Origin of the sequence: Streptomyces sp. NPDC093071, from assembly GCF_044754545.1 — a bacterium.
GTDB lineage: Bacteria > Actinomycetota > Actinomycetes > Streptomycetales > Streptomycetaceae > Streptomyces.
This window is the reverse complement of record NZ_JBIVPH010000001.1, coordinates 124,662-143,048: the sequence shown is the minus strand read 5'-3', so window position 1 is coordinate 143,048 and position 18,387 is coordinate 124,662. Positions and strand designations below refer to the sequence as shown.

Here is an 18,387-nt window from a genome sequence, read left to right as displayed (position 1 = left end):
GACGGGGGAGTGTGGACGCGGTGGGACGTCACGTGGTGCGGCGGTCGACGGCCGGAGGGCTGGCCCTCCTCGCGGGGCTGACGGCGGGGTGCACCTCGGAAGCGGAACCTCCGCGCAGCGACGGGACGGTGACGGTACGGACCACCCCCGCGCCGGCCCCCGTCGTCTCGACCGCCGAGGCCGCGAAGGTCTTCGAGGAGTACGACCGCGTGAACGCGGCCGCCGACGCCTCCCTCGACGGCTCCGCCATCGCCAGGGTGCAGACCGGCGTCCTCCTGAAGGAGTCGCTGGCCGCGTACGACATCCACCGCAAGGCGAAGACCACGGACACGGCGACCCGTTTCGCGCGGCCCCGGTTCCTGATCCCGGCCGTGGACCCGGCCCGCCCGTACCCCCGCTCCTTCGCGGTCCTGAGCAAGCGGAAGGGGAACGAGGACGACCGGTCCTCCCTGCTCTTCTATTTCACGCGGGCGAAGGCCGGGGAACCCTGGAAGGCCACGGCGGAGACGTGGGCCCTGACGGAGCCCTTCGCGTCGCCGTCGCCGTCGCCGTCGTCCTCGGACGCGGCGCCGACGGCCTCCGCGAGCCAGGACGACAAGACCGTCCAGTTGCGGCCGAAGCAGCTTCCCGAGCTGGAGCGAGGACCGTCCGGCACCACGCCGTCGTCACCGACGGCGACGGCGGACCGTGCCGTGTGCGACGGCTTCGCCGACCTCCTGAGCTTCTCCCCTCCGCACGGCAGCACCGAGGACGCCCGCTTCACGCGGGGTGCGTTCACCAGCGACCTCGTCCGGCGCCTCAACGGCCGGGCGGACAAAGCCCTGGAGCGCAGGTGGTCCTACCGGACGACGGGAGAGGACCTCCCCGTGTTCCGCCTGGCGCACGGCGGCTCCCTGGTCGCCTGCACCTACGTCCGGGAGTACGACGTCGCGGGCACGGGGGCGACCGGCACGGTGCGGTTCGGCAAGGGCTCGGACACCGACGTCCTGCTCGGCGGCGGCCGGGAGTGGCGCAGCGTCAAGGAGACCGGCAGCATGACGGCGCTCATCGAGGTTCCGGCACCGAAGTCCGCGCCCGCCACCGTCCTGGGATGCGACTGCTACGCGCCCCAGGCAATCACGGCGACCGGAGTCCCGGCACCGTGACCGCACCTCACGACACGAGGACGTGGTCCAGGAACGCCCGGGCGGCCGGAGCGCAGGTGTCGAGGGAGGGGACGGCCAGGGCGAGGTGCCTGGAGATCGGCGCGTCCAGGGGGCGGGTGACGACGTCGCCGAGGTCCGCGGGCAGGCCCAGGGTGGGCACGATGCTGACTCCCAGGCCCGTGTCCACCATCGCGATGATGGTCGACAGTTCACCGGCCTCGTAGGCGACGTCGAGGGCGGCGCCGGCCCGGCGCACGCCGTCCAGGATGACCGGCCGGCACCCGCCGGTCGTCAGGACGAACGGCTCGCGTGCCAGCGCTCGTACGGCGACCGTCTCCGTCGCGGCGAGCGCGTGCCCGCGCGGCAGCAGCGCGACCATCCTGTCCGCCGTCAGCGGCACGGTGTGCATCCCGGGCTCCGGCAGGATGACCACGCCTATCTCCGCGGCCCCGTTCTCCAGCCACGCGCGTATCTCCGGGCTGTAGCCCTCCAGCAGACGCACGCCGACCTGGGGGTAACGGTCACCGAACGTGCGCAGCCGGGGAGCGATCAGCGTCCCGGTGGCACTCGGCAGGCTCGCGAGCCTCAGGGGCCCCGCCACCTGCCCGGCGGCGGCCGCCACGTCCGGGCGGATCAGATCGAAGTGCCGGATCGTCTCCCGGGCCCGGGAGACGGCCCGCTGCCCGGCCTCGGTGAGGGCGACGCCCTCGCGGCGCCGCACCAGCAGCGCCGCGCCCAGATCGGCCTCCAGCGCCGCGATCGACCGGCTGACGTGTGGCTGAGACATACCGGTCCGCTCCGCCGCGGCGGTGAACCCCCCGTGCTCGGCGACGGCCAGCAGGACCCGCAAGTGCGACAGCTGCATCCTCCCCACCTCCCCTGCGCTCCGGCCGCTCACCAGCAACTATGCCGAAGGGCCCATGCCTCCATGCCGACAATGATATTTGACGAGGGCACATTCAGGCCAGGAAGGTCGTGACCTCCAACGTTCAGGACACGAGTCCGGAGGCGACATGTCGTCCGCAACCATCACCCGCACGTCCGTCGATGTGGACGGTCTGCCCGCCAGTTACCTCACCGTCGCCGGGGTGGACGGCCTCGCGGACCGCCCGCCGGTCCTGCTGCTGCACGGGACCTACTGGAGCCGGGTGTGGCTGCCGGTCCTGGCGGACCTGGCGGCGGCGGGGCTGCGGCCCCTCGCCGTCGACCTGCCCGGCCTCGGCCAGTCGGCCGGCGAACTGGACGCCGAATCCGCCACCGTACCGGCGCTCGCCGCCTGGGTACGGCGCTTCGCCGCCGCCGTGGGCGCCGACGAGCCGCTGCGGGTGGCGGGCCACGACATCGGCGGAGCCGTCGCCCAGCACCTCGCGGCCGGCGGGGGCGCCGAGGTGGCCCGGCTGGCCCTGGTCAACTCGGTGACCTACGACTCGTGGCCGGTGCCGGGCGTGGAGCGGTTCCGCGACCCCGAGGTGGTGGCCGCCACGAGCGTCGAGGAACTGCTCGCCGCCCGGCGCACGGCGGTCACCGCCGCGCTGGGCCGGCCGGCCACCGAGGAGGAGATCTCCGAGTACCTCGCCCCCTGGCGCAGCCGCCGCGTCGGCCGCTCCTGGATGGCACTGGCCGGCGCGGCCGACAGCCGCTACACCCTCGACCTGGTCCCGGCGCTCCGCGACTCGGAGACGCCGAAGCTGCTGGTGTGGGGGGAGGACGACAGCTTCCAGGGCATCGCGTACGCCGAGCGCTTCGCCGAGGAGATGCCCCACACCGAACTGGTCCGCGTCCCGAACGCGGGCCACATCCCGATGGAGAACGACGCCAAGGCGGTCGCGACGGCGCTCTCCGCCTTCTTCGCCCCGGACGGGGCGTGACCGGGACGCGCGACGTCGGTCGTGCCCGGAGGAATCGGGCGGGACGCCGAAGGGACTCCCTCGTGGCGTCAATGCCGCAGACCGAATGCGAATCGGACATGTCCGCTCCGGATCCGGAGTAATGGTTCCATTTTCCGCACTTACCGGGAAACCGTCTCGGAAAGCGGACTCCTCTTGACCGTCTTCCACCCGGTGATCTAGGTTCAGACCATTGCCGGTGGCATATTCCATACTAATTCTTCGGTGCCGTTCGAGCCATGCGATGAGGCTGGTCGGAGACGGCTCCCGGTGTTTGCGCACCCTTGGCCGAAGGACAGCGATCATTGGCGATCGCATGGTGACGCCGGCTCTGCGGAATATGACTCCTTCCCTTTGACGGCGACCCGAGACCGGACGTCCTTTCGCGTCGACCCACGTGCCAATGCCGCCACGTCGGTTCTCGGGTATCCATTTCAGACATCGAGAAGTACCCTCCAGGGGCTCGGGACATTACACGGAGACCGGTGATCGGCGGATGCCGATCGGGACCGTCGTGAAAACCCGGGCAAGGCGACGGATTTGAAGGTACTGGCGTCGCGACAGGTTCGACCGAGGCCACGGCACGAATGGGTTATTCCATATGCAAGAGAATGAAGTAGCCAGAGCCCCCATCACTTTTGGGCAGCTGTCGCTTTTGCGTTCCATCCAGAACATCGACCCGCTGGCGGCCAATCTCCCCCAGGTGTGGGAGCTGCCGGAGGGAACCACCTCCCGGCAGGTCGAAGAGGCGCTGACCGCGCTGCAGGAGCGGCACGAGGCCCTGCGCACGCGCTACGAGGACCTCGACGGCGAGAACCCCACGCAGATCGTCCTCCCGCCGCGACCGGTCACCCTCCCCGGCCCGCCGCAGGAGACCGAGCCGGCGAAGGCGGCGGACGCCCTCGGTGGCGAGCCCTTCGACCTCGGGACCGACGCGCCCTGGCGGATGACCCTGGTCACCGAGAACGGCGAACTCCGCTGGCTGTCCATCTGCCTCCACCACATCGCGACGGACGGCTGGTCGGTCAACCAGCTGCAGCGGGAGTTCCTGACGCTCCTCTCCGTGGGTGCCCTCCCCGGCGGCGAGGTCCCGACCTGCCGGGTCCTGGCCGAGGAGCAGTGGTCCGAGGCCAACGAGACGCGTCGGAGGTCGGCCCGCAAGCACTGGCAGAAGATCTTCCGCGAGGCGCCGGCCATGGTCCGCGACGAGGCGCCCGAGTCGGTCAACGGCCGCTGGGGCCGCTACGGCACCGCGGAGCAGACCGACGCCCTCCACCGGATCGCCCGGGCCCACCAGCTCTCGCTCCCCTCGGTCGTCCTCAGCGCCTACTGCCGCGCCGCCGCGCGGTACGACGGCCTGGACCAGATCATGGTCGCGGTCTTCACCAACAACCGCAGCGACCCGCGCTGGGAGAAGCTGCTCACGACCCAGGACCAGCTCATCCCGCTCGTCGTCCCCACCGACCCGGACGAGCCGTTCGGCGCCTTCGCCACCAAGGTGCACTGGGGGCTGTTCAAGTCCTACCGGCACGGCGAGTACAACGTCGACGACATGCTGGAGATCGCGGCGGAACACGGCTTCACGGGCACGGTGAACGGCTGCTTCGACGGATCGGTGAGCGGTCTCTTCACCTACTTCTTCAATTACATGGGTGAATACCAGAAGGACCAGCTCTCCATCCCGGACGGCCTGGAGACTGGCACCACGGGACGCAACATCGGCGCACCCCTCTACCTCCAGGTGCAGGAGGGGGAATCCGTCGTCTCGACGCTCCAGGAGAATTCCTCGACCACCGACTACAAGAGGATCACCGAAATCCTCCGCCTGATCGATGAGATCCTCCTCACCGCCGCCCGGGAATCGGATTCCCGGCCCGAGTAGATCCCGCCGCCGGTCCCGCGGCCCCCGTCGCGGCATCGCCGAGAAAAGGGCGGGCCGTGACGGAACCCCTCGGTGAAAGCGACGCGACCGCCCCGGACGGCGGCAATCGGCTCCACGTACACCCGTGAAAAGCCGTGAAGCGGTCCCCGACATCGCGCCGTCCCCCTTCCCGCGGTGATCGGGTGGAGCTCGGGACGCAAAGCCCTGCCCCTCAGAACAGCCGCACCTTCGTATGCCAGGACGGAAAGACGGACACAAGGGCCGCCGACACCTCCCGGGACGACCGAATTCCCAGCTCCTACCGACGAACCGCCGATTGGTCGAACCACCAGTTGCGCATCCACCGACCGCACTGCCCCGGAGGAATAGTGTCGAAGCACGTCATGATCCTGCACCAATGGACCGACCGTTTCGCGGAGTACGAGTCGTACATCGACCACACCGCCCACACGGTCACGTACATTGCCGCGCCGTGGTCGCTCGGCTCGATACCCGGTACGGCCACCGCGGTGCGGGAGATCGCCAGCACGGAGGACGAGTCCCTGCTCAGGGGCGCCGTCGCCGAGCTCGTCGCCGAGTACGGCGTGCCCCACCACATCGTCGCGCTCAACGAATCGGACCTCGACCTCGCCGCCGTCCTCCGCGAGGAACTCGGCGTCCCCGGCCAGACCCCGGCGGAACTCGCGCCGTTCCGCGACAAGCTGGTCATGGCGGAACGCCTGACCGCGGCCGGTGTCGCCGTGCCCGCGACCGCGCCCGCGGCCGACCACCGGGCGGTGCGCTCGTTCGCCGACGAGCACGGCTGGCCCGTCCTGCTCAAGCCGGCGTGCGGCACCTCCAGCATCGGCGTCACGCGCCTCGACTCGGCCGACGACCTCGCCGCGTTCGTCTTCCCGCCCGACGAGTCCCTCCTGGTGCAGCCCTACCTCCCGCACGAGATCCTGCACGTCGACGGGATCGCCCTGGGAGACGGCCTCGGGCTCGGGGCCTGGCGGGCGTCCCGGTACGTCAACACCTGCTTCGGCTACACCCGGGGCGAGCCGCTGGGATCGGTCGAGATCGACGACCCGGTGCTCCTCGCCCGCGTCGAGGACTTCACCACCCGCACCACCGCCGCCCTCGGCACCGATCCCGTCGTCTTCCACCTGGAGCTCTTCGTCTCCGGCCCGCAGGACGCGCCGGAGGTGCGGTTCCTGGAGATCGGAGCCCGACCCGGAGGGGCCGAGATCCCCTTCCTGTGGCGCGAGATCCACGGCATCGACCTCATGAAGGCCACCTTCGCGCTCCAGGTCGGGGACCCGGTCCCCGACGAGGCGCGGTCGCTGCCGCCGGTCGGGGAGACCGAGCGCGTCGGCTGGCTGCTGATGAAGACGCCGGCGGTCCGGCCGTGCCGCGTCGTCGCCTCCGACCTCCCCTTGTCCGCCGAGGAGGGACCGTACGAGACCGTCCGCCCGGTCCGGGGAGAGACGATCGTCGCCACCCCCGGATACGAGCACGGCTACGAGAACTCCGGGGCGCGCTTCCGGTTCCGCGGCCGCTCCAGCGCCGAGGTGCTGGCGAAGGTCGAACGGACCGTCGAGGCCTACGACTTCCGCTGCCGCCCCGTCGACCCGGCCGCCCCCGAACTGGTCGTCTTCGTCGGCTCCGGCGAGCGCGTCTACCGCGAGTACGCCTACAAGGCGGTCGCCGGAGGCGCCCGGATCGCCCTCGTCAGCACCTCGGAGGCGACCTGGGAGCACGCGTACATCACGGGGCACCGGCGCGTTCCCGACACCCGGCCCGACACCCTGGTGGAGGCGATCGGCGACCTCTTCGCGGAGCACGACGGCAACGTCGGCGTCATGACGTGGGCCGAGGTCCTCCTGGAGGACACCGCGACCGCGGCCGCGCGACTCGGTATGCGCCACATGTCGCCGGCGGCCGCCGCGAACTGCCGCGACAAGCTCTCCACCCGGAGCCGGCAGACCACCGGCCTCGTCCGGTTCGCCCGCGTCGACACCGAGGAGCAGGCCCTGGCGGCCGCCGGGTCCTTCGGCTACCCGGTCGTCGTCAAGCCGCGCTCGCTCGCGGGCAGCGTGGGCGTGGCCCGGGCGAACAACCGGGAGGAACTCGTCGAGCACTTCGCCATGACCTCGGCGAGCAGCTTCCCCGGACTGACCCCGCTCGGCGGCTCGATCGTGGAGGAGTACGTCGACGGCCCCGAGATCAGCGTCGACTCCGTGGTCTTCCAGGGCGAGGTGCGGCCGGTGAACGTGGCCCGCAAGCGCCTCGGCTTCGAGCCCTACTGCCAGGAGGTGGGACACCTCGTCGCCCCCTGGCGCGACGAGGAGTGGGCCGACGAGGTCCGGGACATGCTCGTCCGGACCCACCGCGACCTGGGCATCACCGACGGCGTCACGCACGCCGAGGTCCGGCTGTCGGCGTCGGGACCGAAGCTGATCGAGCTCAACGGACGGCTCGGCGGCGACTTCATCCCCCTCCTCGGCCACCTGGCCACCGGTGTCGACCTGACGTCCGCCGCGGTGTCGATCGCGCTCGGGCACCGGCCCGACACCGAGCGGTCGCGCGACCGGTGCGTCGAGATCAGGTTCCTCTTCCCGGCCGAGGACGGGACCGTCGAGTCCATCGACACCGCCGCCGCCGAACAGCTCGACGGGGTCGTGGAGGTGGTGCGCCTGGTCCAGCCGCCCGTCCCGCTCCGGCTGCCCCCGCGCGGCCTGGAGCCGCGGGTGCTCGCCGTCATCGTCGCCGGCGACAGCCCCGAGGAGTGCGGCGGCATCCTCGACAAGGCGGAGTCGCTCATCGACATCCGGCTCACCCCGTTCTCGCAGGCGGCGGCCGAGTGATGATCAAGAACTCCGTCAAGAAGCTGGTCGGCGACTACGCGCTCCCCGGCAGGAATCACCGCGTCATCGCCCTCGGAGTCGTCGTCAACGCCTCCGGCAGCGGGTTCTACCTGACCGGCAGCACGCTGTACTTCCTGAAGGGCATCGGCCTGACGGCGGCCCAGGTCGGACTCGGCCTGACCATCGCCGGTCTCGTCGGCTTCCTGACCACGGTCCCCGTCACGCTCCTCGCGAAGCGCCTCGGCCCGCTCACCCTGCTGCGGTCGCTCCAGCTGTGGCGCGCGGCCTGGCTGGTGGCGCTGGCCTTCTCCGAGGGGATGGCCACGTTCACCCTGTGCGCCTCCATGGTCATGGTGTCGCAGGGGCCGATCTTCCCCATGGTGCAGATACTGGTCAACACGACCGCGGGGAACTCCGACCGCACCCGGCTGCTGGGCGTGATCAGCTCCGTCATCAACGTCGGGATGTCGATCGGTACCCTGGCGGCCGCACCGCTGATCTCGATGGGCGGGCTGCCCTGGCTGCGGTCGGTCATCCTGGCCGGAGCCGCGTGCAGCGTGCTGTCGTCGCTGGTCTTCCGCTTCCTGGACGTCGACACCTCGTCCTCGGAGCCGACCGCGCAGAAGTGGTACGCCGGGCTCGTCGACGTCGCGAAGGACCGCACCTACCTGGCCCTCTCCGCCGTCAACGGCCTCCTCTTCCTGCACCCCGTCCTCCTCGGCGTCGCCGTCCCGCTGTGGCTCGTCGAGGCGACGAACGCCCCCGAGGCCCTACTCAGCGTCCTCCTCTTCCTCAACACCGTCCTCGCGATCGTCTTCCAGGTGCACTTCGCGAAGAACATCAAGAGCACCGCGGACGGCACCCGCTCCCTCCTGCGGTCCGGCGTGGCGCTCGGCCTCTTCAGCCTGGTGCTGATCCCGACGCTGTACACCGACGTCTGGCTGAGCATCGCGATCCTGGTGGTGGCGACCGTCCTGCTCACCTGCGGCGAGCTCTTCCAGGGCGCGGGCGCGTGGGAGCTGTCGATCCGCCACGCCCCGGACTCCAAGAGGGCCGAGTACCTGGCCGTGTTCAGCCTCGGCGGCTCCATCGCGAACATCGTGGGACCCGCCCTGGTCGCCGTGCTCATCACCTGGGGAACGTCGGGAATGGTCGTCCTCGCGTCGCTCTTCGCCGTCGCGGCCGGCCTGATCACGGCGATCGGCGGCAGGCTCGCACGCTCCGAGCCGGCGGCGGCGCCCGGAGCGCCCGTCGCGGGATCGCCCTCCGCCGAAGCGGCCTCCTGACCGCCGGCCCCCGCCCTCCGGCTCCGCCACCCCTCCATCCAGCAAAGGAGAAGACCATGCAGGAACGCCTGCTCGCCCTCATCCTCGGCGTCATCGAAGAACTGAACGAGCGACGCGACGAGAAGATCCCGACGGACAACCCGCTGGAGGTGAGCTTCTACGGGAACGCGGCCGTCTTCGACTCGATGCAGCTGGTGAACTTCCTCGCGCGCGTCGAGGAGGCGATCGAGGACGAGTACGACGTCGAGATCTCGCTGACCTCGGAGAAGGCCGTCTCGCAGCGGATCAGCCCCTTCAGCAGTGCCCGCCGGCTCATCGAGTTCACCATCGGTGAGCTCGAGGAGGCCGGCGTCACGGCCGACGCCTGAGCGGCCGCGGCACCATGGCGACGATGTTGATCACCGGGACCCGCACCGGGATCGGAAAGTCCTTGGCGGAGCACTTCCTGGGGCGCGGGGACACGGTGATCGGTTGCAGCAGGCGCCCTTCCACGATCGACCACCCCGGGTACCGCCACTTCGAGTCGGACCTCACCGACTCGCAGCAGCTGAAGCGCATGTTCCGGTCCGTCCGGCAGGAGTTCGGCCACCTCGACAGCGTGGTCAACAACGCCGGGACCGCGACCATGAACCACTTCATGCTGACTCCGGAGGAGACGACCCGGAAGATCTTCGACATCAACTTCTTCGCGGTGCTCGGCTGCAGCCGCGAGGCGACCAAGCTGCTGCAGAGGAGCGAACGGGCGAGCACGTCCATCCTCAACATCTCGACGGTCGCCGTCCCGTGGGCGCTCGACGGCCAGCTGGTCTATTCGGCGAGCAAGAGCGCCGTCGAGCAGGCGACCCGGGTCATGAGCAAGGAACTGGCGTCCTTCGGCATTCGGGTGAACGCCCTGGGCCTGCCGATCGTCAGGACGGTCCTGACGCGAACGCTTCCGGACGAGGCGAGGGCGAACGTCCTCGCGCGGCAGGCCATCGACCGCATGTGCGAGTTCGAGGACCTGGTCGGCCCGGTGGAGTTCCTGACGTCGGAGCGGTCCGGGTTCGTCACCGGCGAGACGCTCTATCTGGGAGGAGTGCACTAGTGCGCGACACACTGACGGTCCGGCTGAGGAGCCTGAACGGCCGCGTCGCCGTCATCGACCGCGACACCACCCGTTCCTACGCGGAGCTGGCGGACGAGATCGACCGGCTGGGGGCGCTGTTCGACGCCTCGGGCATGGAAGCGGGGGCCACGGTCGTCCTGCACGGAGACTTCTCCTTCTCGCAGATCGCCGCGTTCTGCGCGCTTTACCTGCGCCGGAGCATCGTCGTCCCCGTCGTGACCTTCACCGAGGCCGGCCACGACGCCGTCCGGAACACCTGCCGTGCCGAGTACGTCGTCCGGGTGGGCGACGAGGTGGCCGTCGAGCGCTGGGATCCGGTCGGCGGCGAGGCGTCCGAGCGCGTCGACGCCCTCCGGGAGAGCGGGCAGGCCGGTCTCGTCCTGCTCTCCAGCGGCTCGACGGGGAAGCCGAAGGCGATCCTCCACAACCTCGACGCGATCTTCGCGGAGAAGGCGGACGCGCCCGAGCGCGTCGGCCGGATCCCGCGCAACGTCCTGCTGTTCCTGCTGGCCGACCACATCGGCGGGATCAACTCGCTCCTCGGGGTCCTGCGTTCGCGGGCGAGCGCCGTCATCCCCGCCGAGCGGACCCCCGGCGAGATCTGCTCGCTCGTCGAGAAGTACGGTATCCGGCTGCTGCCGACCAGCCCGACCTTCCTGAACCTCGTCCTCATCGGCGGGTTCCACGAGAAGCACGACCTGTCGAGCCTGAAGCTCATCACCTACGGGACCGAGCCGATGCCGGAGGAACTCCTCAAGCGGGTGCACGCGGCGATCCCCGGGGCCCGGCTGCTCCAGACCTTCGGGACGAGCGAGACCGGCATCTCGACCACCAGCAGCAAGTCCTCCTCCAGCACCTCCTTCCGGATCGAGGACGCCGGCTCCGAGTACCGGATCGTCGACGGCGAGCTCCAGCTGCGGACGAGGACCCAGTTCCTCGGCTATCTGAACTACTCGAACGAGGCCGTCACCGAGGACGGCTGGTTCCGCACCGGCGACCTGGTCGAGGAGACCGGGGACGGCTACATCAGGGTCAAGGGCCGGGCGGCCGAGGTCATCAACGTCGGCGGCGAGAAGGTCCTTCCGCTCGAACTGGAGTCCATTCTCCTCGGCAGTCCCGAGATCTCCGACTGCGTGGTCTTCGGGATGCCCAACTCCATCACCGGCCAGGCCGTCCACGTCGAGGTGGTGCCGTCCGGAAACCTTTCCAAGGCCGAACTCCGGCGCCACATCAGGGACTTCCTCGACGGCAAGGTCGAGCCCTTCAAGATGCCGACCAAGGTCGCCATCGTCGCCCAGACGGACTTCTCGGCCCGTTTCAAGAAGGACAGGAAGCTGAACCGTGGCTGATGTCGTACTCCTCGGGGCGTCCAAGTTCGCTGCGGAAGTGGCCCGTTACGTACACGGCGCCGGGCACGCCGTCGACCGTTTCCTCGCCCTCCCGGGCGAGGAGGTCACCGTCCCGGAAGGACGGTGGGAGGAGATCTCCCGGGAGGCGCTGCCCGACGGCACCCGGGTCGTCCTGGCCGTGGCGGACATGGAGCTCCGGGCGGCGGCCGTCCGGGACTACGTCGAGGCGTGGAACCTCGACGCGATCAACGTGGTCGACCCCACCTCGACCGTCGAGGAGGGCGCCCTGCGGGGGATCGGGAACGTCATCGGACCCGAGAACTACATCGGGGTCAACGCCACCCTCGGCAGCTTCAACGTCCTCCACTACAAGTCGAGCATCGGCAACCACTCCCACGTGGGTTCGCTGAACTTCATCTCGCCGAACTTCCACACCGGCAACACGGTCACGATCGGCTCCGGGAACTTCATCGGCATCGGCTGCCAGCTGGCGCCGGGCGTGACGGTCGGCGACGACTGCCGCATCCAGGCGGGCCTCACCCTCTTCGAGGACGCCGTGGACGCCCGTTCCTACCTCGTGCCCAGCCGCGTCAAGTCCCTTCCCATCCAGTAGAACCGTAAGGACATCGCCATGAACCAGCAGCGTGTGGCCATCATCGGGGCCGGCCCGACCGGCTGTGCGGCGGCCCTCACCCTGAACCGGCTCGGCCACGAGGCCGTGGTCTTCGAGCGGGGCACCTTCCCGCGCTACCGGGTGGGAGAGTCCTTCCTGCCGGGCTCGCTCTCGATCTACAACCGCCTCGGCCTGGAGGAGAAGATCAAGGAGGCCGGCTTCCTCAAGAAGCCGTCGGCGACCTTCCTGTGGGGCAAGGGCGAGGCTCCCTGGACCTTCTCCTTCTCCACCCCGAAGACCGCGCCGTGGGTCCTCGACCACGCCATCCAGGTCGACCGCGGCGAGTTCGACCACATGCTCGTCGACGAGGTCCGCGAGCGCGGCATCACCCTCCACATGGACACCCCCGTGACCGACGTGGACCTCTCCGACCCGGACCGCGTCACCGTCTCGTACAAGCTCTCCGGCGAGACCGAGGACGACTCCTTCGACTACGTCATCGACGCCGGCGGCTCCGGTGGACCGCTCGCCCGCCGGCTGAAGAAGCGCCGTTACGACGAGTACTTCCGGAGCTTCGCGATCTGGTCGTACTTCAAGAAGGCCGACCCGTTCGAGGGCGACCTCAAGGGCACCACGTTCTCGATCACCTTCGAGGACGGCTGGGTCTGGATGATCCCGCTCAAGGGCGACGTGTACAGCGTCGGCCTCGTCGTCGACCGCTCGAAGGCCGACGAGGTCAAGGAACGCGGCTACGAGGAGTTCTACACCTCGACGCTGGCGAAGGCCGACCGCGCCATGGCCATCCTCGACGGCGCCGAGCGCTGCGACCAGGTGCGCATCGTGCACGACTGGTCCTACGACTCGGAGCAGTACTCCGACGGGCGCTGGTTCCTCAGCGGCGACGCCGCCGCCTTCACCGACCCGCTGTTCTCGCAGGGCGTCCAGATGGCCGCCCAGTCGGCGGTGTCCGCCGCGGCCGCCATCGACCGCCTCGGCGCGCACCCGGACGAGGCCGAGACCGTGCACGCCTGGTACACCCGCGCCTACCAGGAGACCTACGAGAAGTACCACGAGTTCCTGGCCGCCTTCTACACGATGGCCTCGTTCAGCGAGCCGGACTCCGAGTTCTGGTCCAAGCGCCGGATCCGCGCGTCCGACGACGACCGGGTCGAGCGCCGCCGCTGGTTCGGCAACCTGGTCGACGCGGAAGACGGCTCGGGGTGGTCGGCCGAGGTGTTCCGGGAGCGCGCCACCACGATGATGAGCATCGGGCGCCACCAGCGGGACGTGCTGAGCTCCGAGTTCTCCGACGACGAACTCGTCCCGGCCCGCGTGCAGTGGGTCGCGAACCTGAACAAGTCGCTGCGGAAGATCACACGGCTGGAGTGGGTGGGGGAGGAGGTCCTCCTCAAGCCCTACTACAAGATCGACCCGGTCGACTTCCGCCTCATGCCCAAGCAGGTGGTGGCGAACGAGTCCGGCCGCGAGATGGTCAAGTGGCGCCTGGACGAGCGGCACCAGAAGATCCTGCTGCGGATGCAGCGGGAGAACTTCGGCTTCAAGGAGCTGGAGAGCGAACTGGCCGACGCCGACGGCGCCGACGTCAGCTCCCAGATCGTCATCCGCCTCTTCGAGGCCGGTCTGCTGCGCGGCTTCGACAAGAACGGCGACCGCGTCGTCATCCAGGACCGCCTGCGGTTCGACGGCGTCGGCACCGAGTACGAGGTCTAGGGCCCGCCCCGCCTCTCCCGCCGTGCCCGGCCCGCGCTCCCGCGCGCCCCTCGTCCCGGTCCGATGTGACGCCGACGGTCGGACGGGGCCGGACGGCACGGCCCACGTCTCCGGCCGGGCGCCGGTCGACCGGCGCCCGGCCGGACTCCCGCGAGCGGTCGCCGACCGCTCGGCACAGCGAACCTCATGTAGGGAGTGGGTATGTCCAGCTCGATCCAGATCGCCGCGGCGGTCACGGACAAGAATCTCGAACTGGTCCTCAAGGTCCTTCCGGCCATGATCGTCATCATGGCCGCCTCCTGGGTGTGCGGCCGCCTCGCCCTGATGGTGAAGCAGCCCCGGGTGCTCGGCGAGATGGTCGCCGGTGTGCTCCTCGGCCCGACGCTCTTCGGCGCCGTGTGGCCCGAGGGACAGAAGTTCGTCTTCGCGCCCGAGGTCAAGCCGATCCTCTACGTGCTCAGCACCCTCGGCCTCACCCTGTTCATGTTCCTGGTCGGCGTCGGCTTCGACCACAGCGGCGGCACCAACGGGAAGCAGGAGGCCAAGCGGGCCGGCCTGCTGGCGGTCTCCGGCATGTTCCCGTCGCTGCTGCTGGGCGGAGCCGTCGGCTGGCTGATGTACGACAACCTGTCCAAGCCCGACGTGGACACCGTCGAGTTCGTGCTCTTCATCGGCGGCGCGCTCTCCATCACCGCCTTCCCGATGCTGGCCCGCATCCTGTACGAGCGGAACCTGCAGAACACCTCCCTGGGCCGGATGACCCTGCTCGGCGCCTCCATCGACGACGCGGCCGCCTGGTGCTTCCTCGCCGTGATCTCGGCCATGCACGCCAACGCCGGAGGCGTGAAGGCCCTCGTGACGATCGGCCTCTCCATCGCCTTCGTGGCCTTCATGCTCCTCGTCGTCCGCCCCCTCCTGAAGCCGTTCGGCGACCGCGTCGAGCGGACCGGCACGTTCGGCCTCGACCAGATGTACCTGGTGCTCGGCGTCGTCATCGCGGCCGGCTACTTCACGGACTACATCGGCATCTACTCGGTGTTCGGCGGGTTCATCGCCGGTCTGGCCATGCCGAAGAACCCCGCGTTCCGCGAGGCCGTGCTCAAGCGCATGATGGAAGTCGTCAACGTCCTCCTGCTCCCGATCTTCTTCACCTTCTCGGGACTGAACACCCAGCTGGACGGCCTCGGCGGATGGGCCATGATCGGCCCCTTCCTGCTCATCCTCGTGGCGGGATTCATCGGGAAGTACTTCGGCTGCGGCCTCGCGCTGCGCGGAGCCGGCCTCTCGTGGCGCAAGTCCCTCGCCATCGGCGGCCTGATGAACGCCCGCGGCCTGATGATCCTGATCTTCATCAACATCGGCCTGGCGCAGGGGATCATCAACCAGGAGGTCTTCTCCATGCTGGTGCTCGTCGCCGTCGTCACCACCGCCCTCGCCATGCCGCTCTACCGCTGGGCGATGCCCGACCGCGTGGAGCAGGAGATGCTGGCCGAGGAGGGGCTGCTCGCGGACCGGGACCCGGACACCCGCGACGAACGGCGCGAACTGGTCGCGTCCGCCAGGTGAACCGCTCTCCCCGGGCCGTCGAGGCCGATCGGGCTCCGGGCGGCCCCTAGCCCGGCACGCGGCAGCGCGGCGTGAACGGGGGCGGCGGTGTCCGGGAACGCGTGAGCGGCGGGCCTCGCGGGCTCCGAGCTTCGATCCGCTGGTCGTTCCTTTTTTCCGCGGTGCCCGCACCGCTCCCGTCCCGGCCGGCGCAGGTCGTCGGGAACGACGGGACACGCGACATGACGCCCCGTCACCTGCCAGGGGCCCGGCCGTTCGGTCACTCTGCAAACGCTGTTGGAAGGATCTCCGATTGATTTACCGCAATGCCACCGAGATCGTCCACGACGACGTGTTCCTGGCGCTCCCCGACTTCCTGCCCGGCTCGGACGTCTTCCTGAAGATCGAGGGGCTCAACCCCGCGAGCTCCATAAAGTTCAAGGCCGCGATCAACCTCGTCGAACAGGCCGAGAAGAAGGGGACCCTGCTCCCCGGCGTGAGCCGGGTCGTCGAGTCCTCGTCGGGGAACCTCGGAATCGCGCTCAGCATCGTCTGCGCGATCAAGGGATACCCGCTGACCGTCGTCGCCGACCTCAACACGGTCGAGTCGGCGGTGCTGGCCATGGAGGCCCTGGGGGCGGAGGTCGTCATCATCGAGGAGCCCGACGCCAACGGGGGCTTCCTCCACAAGCGCCTGGCCCTCGTCGACGACATGCTGAAAGCCGATCCCCGCCTGGTGTGGCTGAACCAGTACAAGAGCCGGGCCAACGTGGAGGCGCACAAGGACACCACGGCCCGGTCGATCGACCGGGAACTCGGCCCCATCGACTACCTCTTCGTCGGTGTCGGCACTTCGGGAACGCTGATGGGCTGCCTGGAGTACCGCCGCGAGAACCGGCTGTCGCACCGCGTTGTCGGTGTCGACGCCGAGGGCTCGATCACCTTCGGCGGCAGCTCCAAGCGCCGCTACATCCCCGGGCTCGGCTCCAGCCGGCTGCCGGAGATCTACTCCGACGACGGCAGCTTCCACAAGGTGCTCGTACCGGAGGACGAGAGCGTCGCCCAGTGCCACCACGTCGCCCGTACGTACGGCCTCCTGGTCGGGGGATCGACCGGCACGGTGCTCGCGGGGGTGCGGAGGATGCGGGACGAGATCCCCCTCGGCTCCCGAGTCGTCGTCATCTCCCCCGACCTGGGGGACAAGTACCTCTCCACCCTCTACTCGGAACGGTGGTTGAACGACCACCCGACCCTGATCAAGGAGCGCAGCAATGTCTGACTTCATCGTCGTCGCCGGCCCCGACATCGCCGGCATCCTCGGCGGCGACAAGGCGAAGGTGCGGGACATCGTCGCGTCGACCTACCGCCTCCACGACGCCGGCGACACCATCAACCCGGACAGCTACTTCCTCCGCTTCCCGCACAAGCCCAACTCACGGGTCATCGCCCTCCCCGCCTACATCGGAGCCGACGTCAACCGGATGGGGATCAAGTGGATCTCCAGCTTCCCGGACAACCTGTCGCGCGGCATCCCCCGGGCGTCGGCGGTCCTGATCCTCAACGACTTCGAAACGGGCCGGCCCCTGGCGTGCCTGGAGTCCGCGCACATCAGCGCCGCCCGCACCGCGGCGTCGGCGGCCGTCGCCGCGGAGAACCTCTGCACGGGCACCGGCCTCACGGTGGGCGTCGTCGGCACCGGGGTGATCGCGTCCACCGTCCTCGACCACCTGCACGGCTCCACGGTCGACATCGCGAACGTCCTCGCCCACGACCTCGACCACGAGCGGGCCGAGGGGTTCGCCGAGCGTGTCCGCGCGGAGATCGGCCTGGACGCCGCCCCGGCCGGACTCGACGCGGTGCTGAAGGCCGACCTGGTCGTCTTCGCGACCACGGCGGGCGAGCCGTACGTGGACGCCGGTCACCGGTTCACCCCCGACCAGGTGGTCCTCAACATCTCGCTGCGCGACCTGCCGCCCGAGGTCATCCTGGCCTCGACCAACCTCGTCGACGACGTCGACCACTGCCTGAAGGCGAACACCTCCCCGCACCTGGCTGAACAGGCCACCGGTGACCGGGAGTTCATCCACGGCACGCTGGGCGGCCTGCTGAACGGGACGGTCGACGTCCCGCGCGGGAAGCCCGTGATCTTCTCCCCGTTCGGACTGGGCGTGCTCGACATCGCCGTCGGCAACTACGTGATGGACCGGGCCCTCGAAGCGGGGAGGGCCACCGTCGTCAACGGGTTCATCGAATGACCGCCGAGGTCACCACGTGCCCCTGGGCGAGGGCGCCGCTGACCGCCCAGCGGCCGAACACCACGGGCGTCACGCCCTCCGGCGGGTCCAGCGCCAGACCGGCGGTGAACGTCGCGCCGTACGGATCGATGGATATCGGGCAGTCACGGATGTCGAACCACCGCCGGGTCAGCGGGAACCACGCCTTGTAGACGCTCTCCTTGGCGCTGAACAGGATCCGGTCCCACGCCACCTCCGGGTGCTCCGCACGCAGCGCGGCCAGGTGCTCCAGCTCCTCGGGGCCGGCGACCCTGCCGAGGGCCGGCGCGGGGAGGCGGTCGTGGGGCTCGGCGTCGATGCCCAGGGCGAGGACGTCGGCGGCGACGGCGACGGCGGCGGCCCGGTATCCGTCGCAGTGGGTCAGGGACCCGGTGTACCCCGCCGGCCAGGCCGGATACCGGACCAGGAACTCGGCACCGGTCGCGGTGGGGACCAGCGGACCGGGCGGCGCGCCCAACGAGGCCAGGGCCCGGCGGGCGCACCACCGGACGTCCCGGAACTCGCGGCGACGGGACGGGGCGGCTCCGGCGATGTATTCCTCTTCGGCCGGAAAAAGCGTGATCTCATGACCGTCCGCCCACGATTCCACTCCCGCGACGCCGGCCGGAAGGACGCGGGAAAGGAGGCCCGCTTTCGGGGCCCCGGAGGACGGGTTCATGGAGTCGGGTCCTAGCGTCTGGTGCTGACGGACGGAATGAGTCTCTC

General features: G+C 69.8%; 15 protein-coding genes. 13 read left to right on the top strand and 2 right to left on the bottom strand.

The window, feature by feature from the left end; all coding sequences use genetic code 11:
* Positions 1-20: 20 nt before the first annotated feature.
* Positions 21-1,145, top strand: a complete 1,125-nt coding sequence (locus ACIQD7_RS00630; RefSeq protein ID WP_402438058.1) for a hypothetical protein — start codon at positions 21-23, stop codon at positions 1,143-1,145.
* Positions 1,146-1,152: 7 nt separating this feature from the next.
* Here the strand turns inward: ACIQD7_RS00630 and ACIQD7_RS00625 are convergent, their stop codons facing one another.
* A complete protein-coding gene (locus ACIQD7_RS00625) occupies positions 1,153-2,010 on the bottom strand; it encodes a LysR family transcriptional regulator (protein ID WP_121827860.1) in 858 nt (285 codons plus the stop codon).
* A gap of 148 nt (positions 2,011-2,158) precedes the next feature.
* On the opposite strand from ACIQD7_RS00625, the gene ACIQD7_RS00620 reads away from it, so the two are divergent.
* The 12 genes from ACIQD7_RS00620 to sbnB all read left to right on the top strand — a co-directional run bounded on the left by ACIQD7_RS00620 (position 2,159) and on the right by sbnB (position 17,643).
* On the top strand, positions 2,159-3,013 hold the full coding sequence (locus ACIQD7_RS00620; RefSeq protein ID WP_402438055.1) for an alpha/beta fold hydrolase: 855 nt from the start codon (positions 2,159-2,161) through the stop codon (positions 3,011-3,013).
* Between the two features lie 673 nt (positions 3,014-3,686).
* Positions 3,687-4,913 carry a condensation domain-containing protein gene (locus ACIQD7_RS00615; protein WP_402438052.1) on the top strand — a complete coding sequence of 409 codons (1,227 nt, stop codon included), beginning with the start codon at positions 3,687-3,689 and terminating at the stop codon, positions 4,911-4,913.
* Positions 4,914-5,281: 368 nt separating this feature from the next.
* Entirely contained in the window at positions 5,282-7,759 is a 2,478-nt protein-coding gene (locus ACIQD7_RS00610; RefSeq protein WP_402438049.1) for an ATP-grasp domain-containing protein, read from the top strand.
* Positions 7,759-9,045 (top strand): MFS transporter, encoded by a 1,287-nt coding sequence (locus ACIQD7_RS00605; RefSeq protein WP_402438046.1) that lies wholly within the window; start codon positions 7,759-7,761, stop codon positions 9,043-9,045. Before ACIQD7_RS00610 ends, ACIQD7_RS00605 begins: the two co-directional genes overlap by 1 nt.
* 56 nt (positions 9,046-9,101) lie before the next feature.
* On the top strand, positions 9,102-9,413 hold the full coding sequence (locus ACIQD7_RS00600) for a hypothetical protein (RefSeq protein ID WP_121827855.1): 312 nt from the start codon (positions 9,102-9,104) through the stop codon (positions 9,411-9,413).
* Between the two features lie 23 nt (positions 9,414-9,436).
* A complete protein-coding gene (locus ACIQD7_RS00595) occupies positions 9,437-10,129 on the top strand; it encodes an SDR family NAD(P)-dependent oxidoreductase (protein WP_402438043.1) in 693 nt (230 codons plus the stop codon).
* Positions 10,129-11,499 carry a fatty acid--CoA ligase family protein gene (locus ACIQD7_RS00590; protein WP_402438040.1) on the top strand — a complete coding sequence of 457 codons (1,371 nt, stop codon included), beginning with the start codon at positions 10,129-10,131 and terminating at the stop codon, positions 11,497-11,499. The genes ACIQD7_RS00595 and ACIQD7_RS00590 overlap by 1 nt, the downstream gene beginning before the upstream one ends.
* Complete coding sequence (locus tag ACIQD7_RS00585) at positions 11,492-12,112, top strand: DapH/DapD/GlmU-related protein (RefSeq protein WP_402438037.1); 621 nt, start codon at positions 11,492-11,494, stop codon at positions 12,110-12,112. Before ACIQD7_RS00590 ends, ACIQD7_RS00585 begins: the two co-directional genes overlap by 8 nt.
* 18 nt (positions 12,113-12,130) lie before the next feature.
* Positions 12,131-13,843, top strand: a complete 1,713-nt coding sequence (cmlS, locus tag ACIQD7_RS00580) for a chloramphenicol-biosynthetic FADH2-dependent halogenase CmlS (RefSeq protein WP_121827851.1) — start codon at positions 12,131-12,133, stop codon at positions 13,841-13,843.
* Between the two features lie 201 nt (positions 13,844-14,044).
* Positions 14,045-15,409, top strand: a complete 1,365-nt coding sequence (locus ACIQD7_RS00575) for a cation:proton antiporter (RefSeq protein ID WP_391057678.1) — start codon at positions 14,045-14,047, stop codon at positions 15,407-15,409.
* A gap of 292 nt (positions 15,410-15,701) precedes the next feature.
* Entirely contained in the window at positions 15,702-16,667 is a 966-nt protein-coding gene (gene sbnA / locus ACIQD7_RS00570) for a 2,3-diaminopropionate biosynthesis protein SbnA (RefSeq protein WP_121827849.1), read from the top strand.
* Positions 16,660-17,643 carry a 2,3-diaminopropionate biosynthesis protein SbnB gene (gene sbnB / locus ACIQD7_RS00565; RefSeq protein ID WP_402438032.1) on the top strand — a complete coding sequence of 328 codons (984 nt, stop codon included), beginning with the start codon at positions 16,660-16,662 and terminating at the stop codon, positions 17,641-17,643. Before sbnA ends, sbnB begins: the two co-directional genes overlap by 8 nt.
* Here the strand turns inward: sbnB and ACIQD7_RS00560 are convergent.
* Complete coding sequence (locus tag ACIQD7_RS00560) at positions 17,633-18,271, bottom strand: 4'-phosphopantetheinyl transferase (protein ID WP_402438029.1); 639 nt, start codon at positions 18,269-18,271, stop codon at positions 17,633-17,635. The two genes, sbnB and ACIQD7_RS00560, sit on opposite strands and share 11 nt — an antisense overlap.
* Positions 18,272-18,387 lie beyond the last annotated feature (116 nt).

What these genes read in the sequence shown, in the direction of transcription:
- ACIQD7_RS00625 (WP_121827860.1), bottom strand. Translation starts at nt 2,010, where the DNA reads ATGCAGCTGTCGCACTTGCGGGTCCTGCTGGCCGTCGCCGAGCACGGG.
- ACIQD7_RS00575 (WP_391057678.1), top strand. Translation starts at nt 14,045, where the DNA reads ATGTCCAGCTCGATCCAGATCGCCGCGGCGGTCACGGACAAGAATCTC.
- ACIQD7_RS00605 (WP_402438046.1), top strand. Translation starts at nt 7,759, where the DNA reads ATGATCAAGAACTCCGTCAAGAAGCTGGTCGGCGACTACGCGCTCCCC.
- ACIQD7_RS00620 (WP_402438055.1), top strand. Translation starts at nt 2,159, where the DNA reads ATGTCGTCCGCAACCATCACCCGCACGTCCGTCGATGTGGACGGTCTG.
- cmlS (WP_121827851.1), top strand. Translation starts at nt 12,131, where the DNA reads ATGAACCAGCAGCGTGTGGCCATCATCGGGGCCGGCCCGACCGGCTGT.
- ACIQD7_RS00600 (WP_121827855.1), top strand. Translation starts at nt 9,102, where the DNA reads ATGCAGGAACGCCTGCTCGCCCTCATCCTCGGCGTCATCGAAGAACTG.
- sbnB (WP_402438032.1), top strand. Translation starts at nt 16,660, where the DNA reads ATGTCTGACTTCATCGTCGTCGCCGGCCCCGACATCGCCGGCATCCTC.
- ACIQD7_RS00595 (WP_402438043.1), top strand. Translation starts at nt 9,437, where the DNA reads ATGTTGATCACCGGGACCCGCACCGGGATCGGAAAGTCCTTGGCGGAG.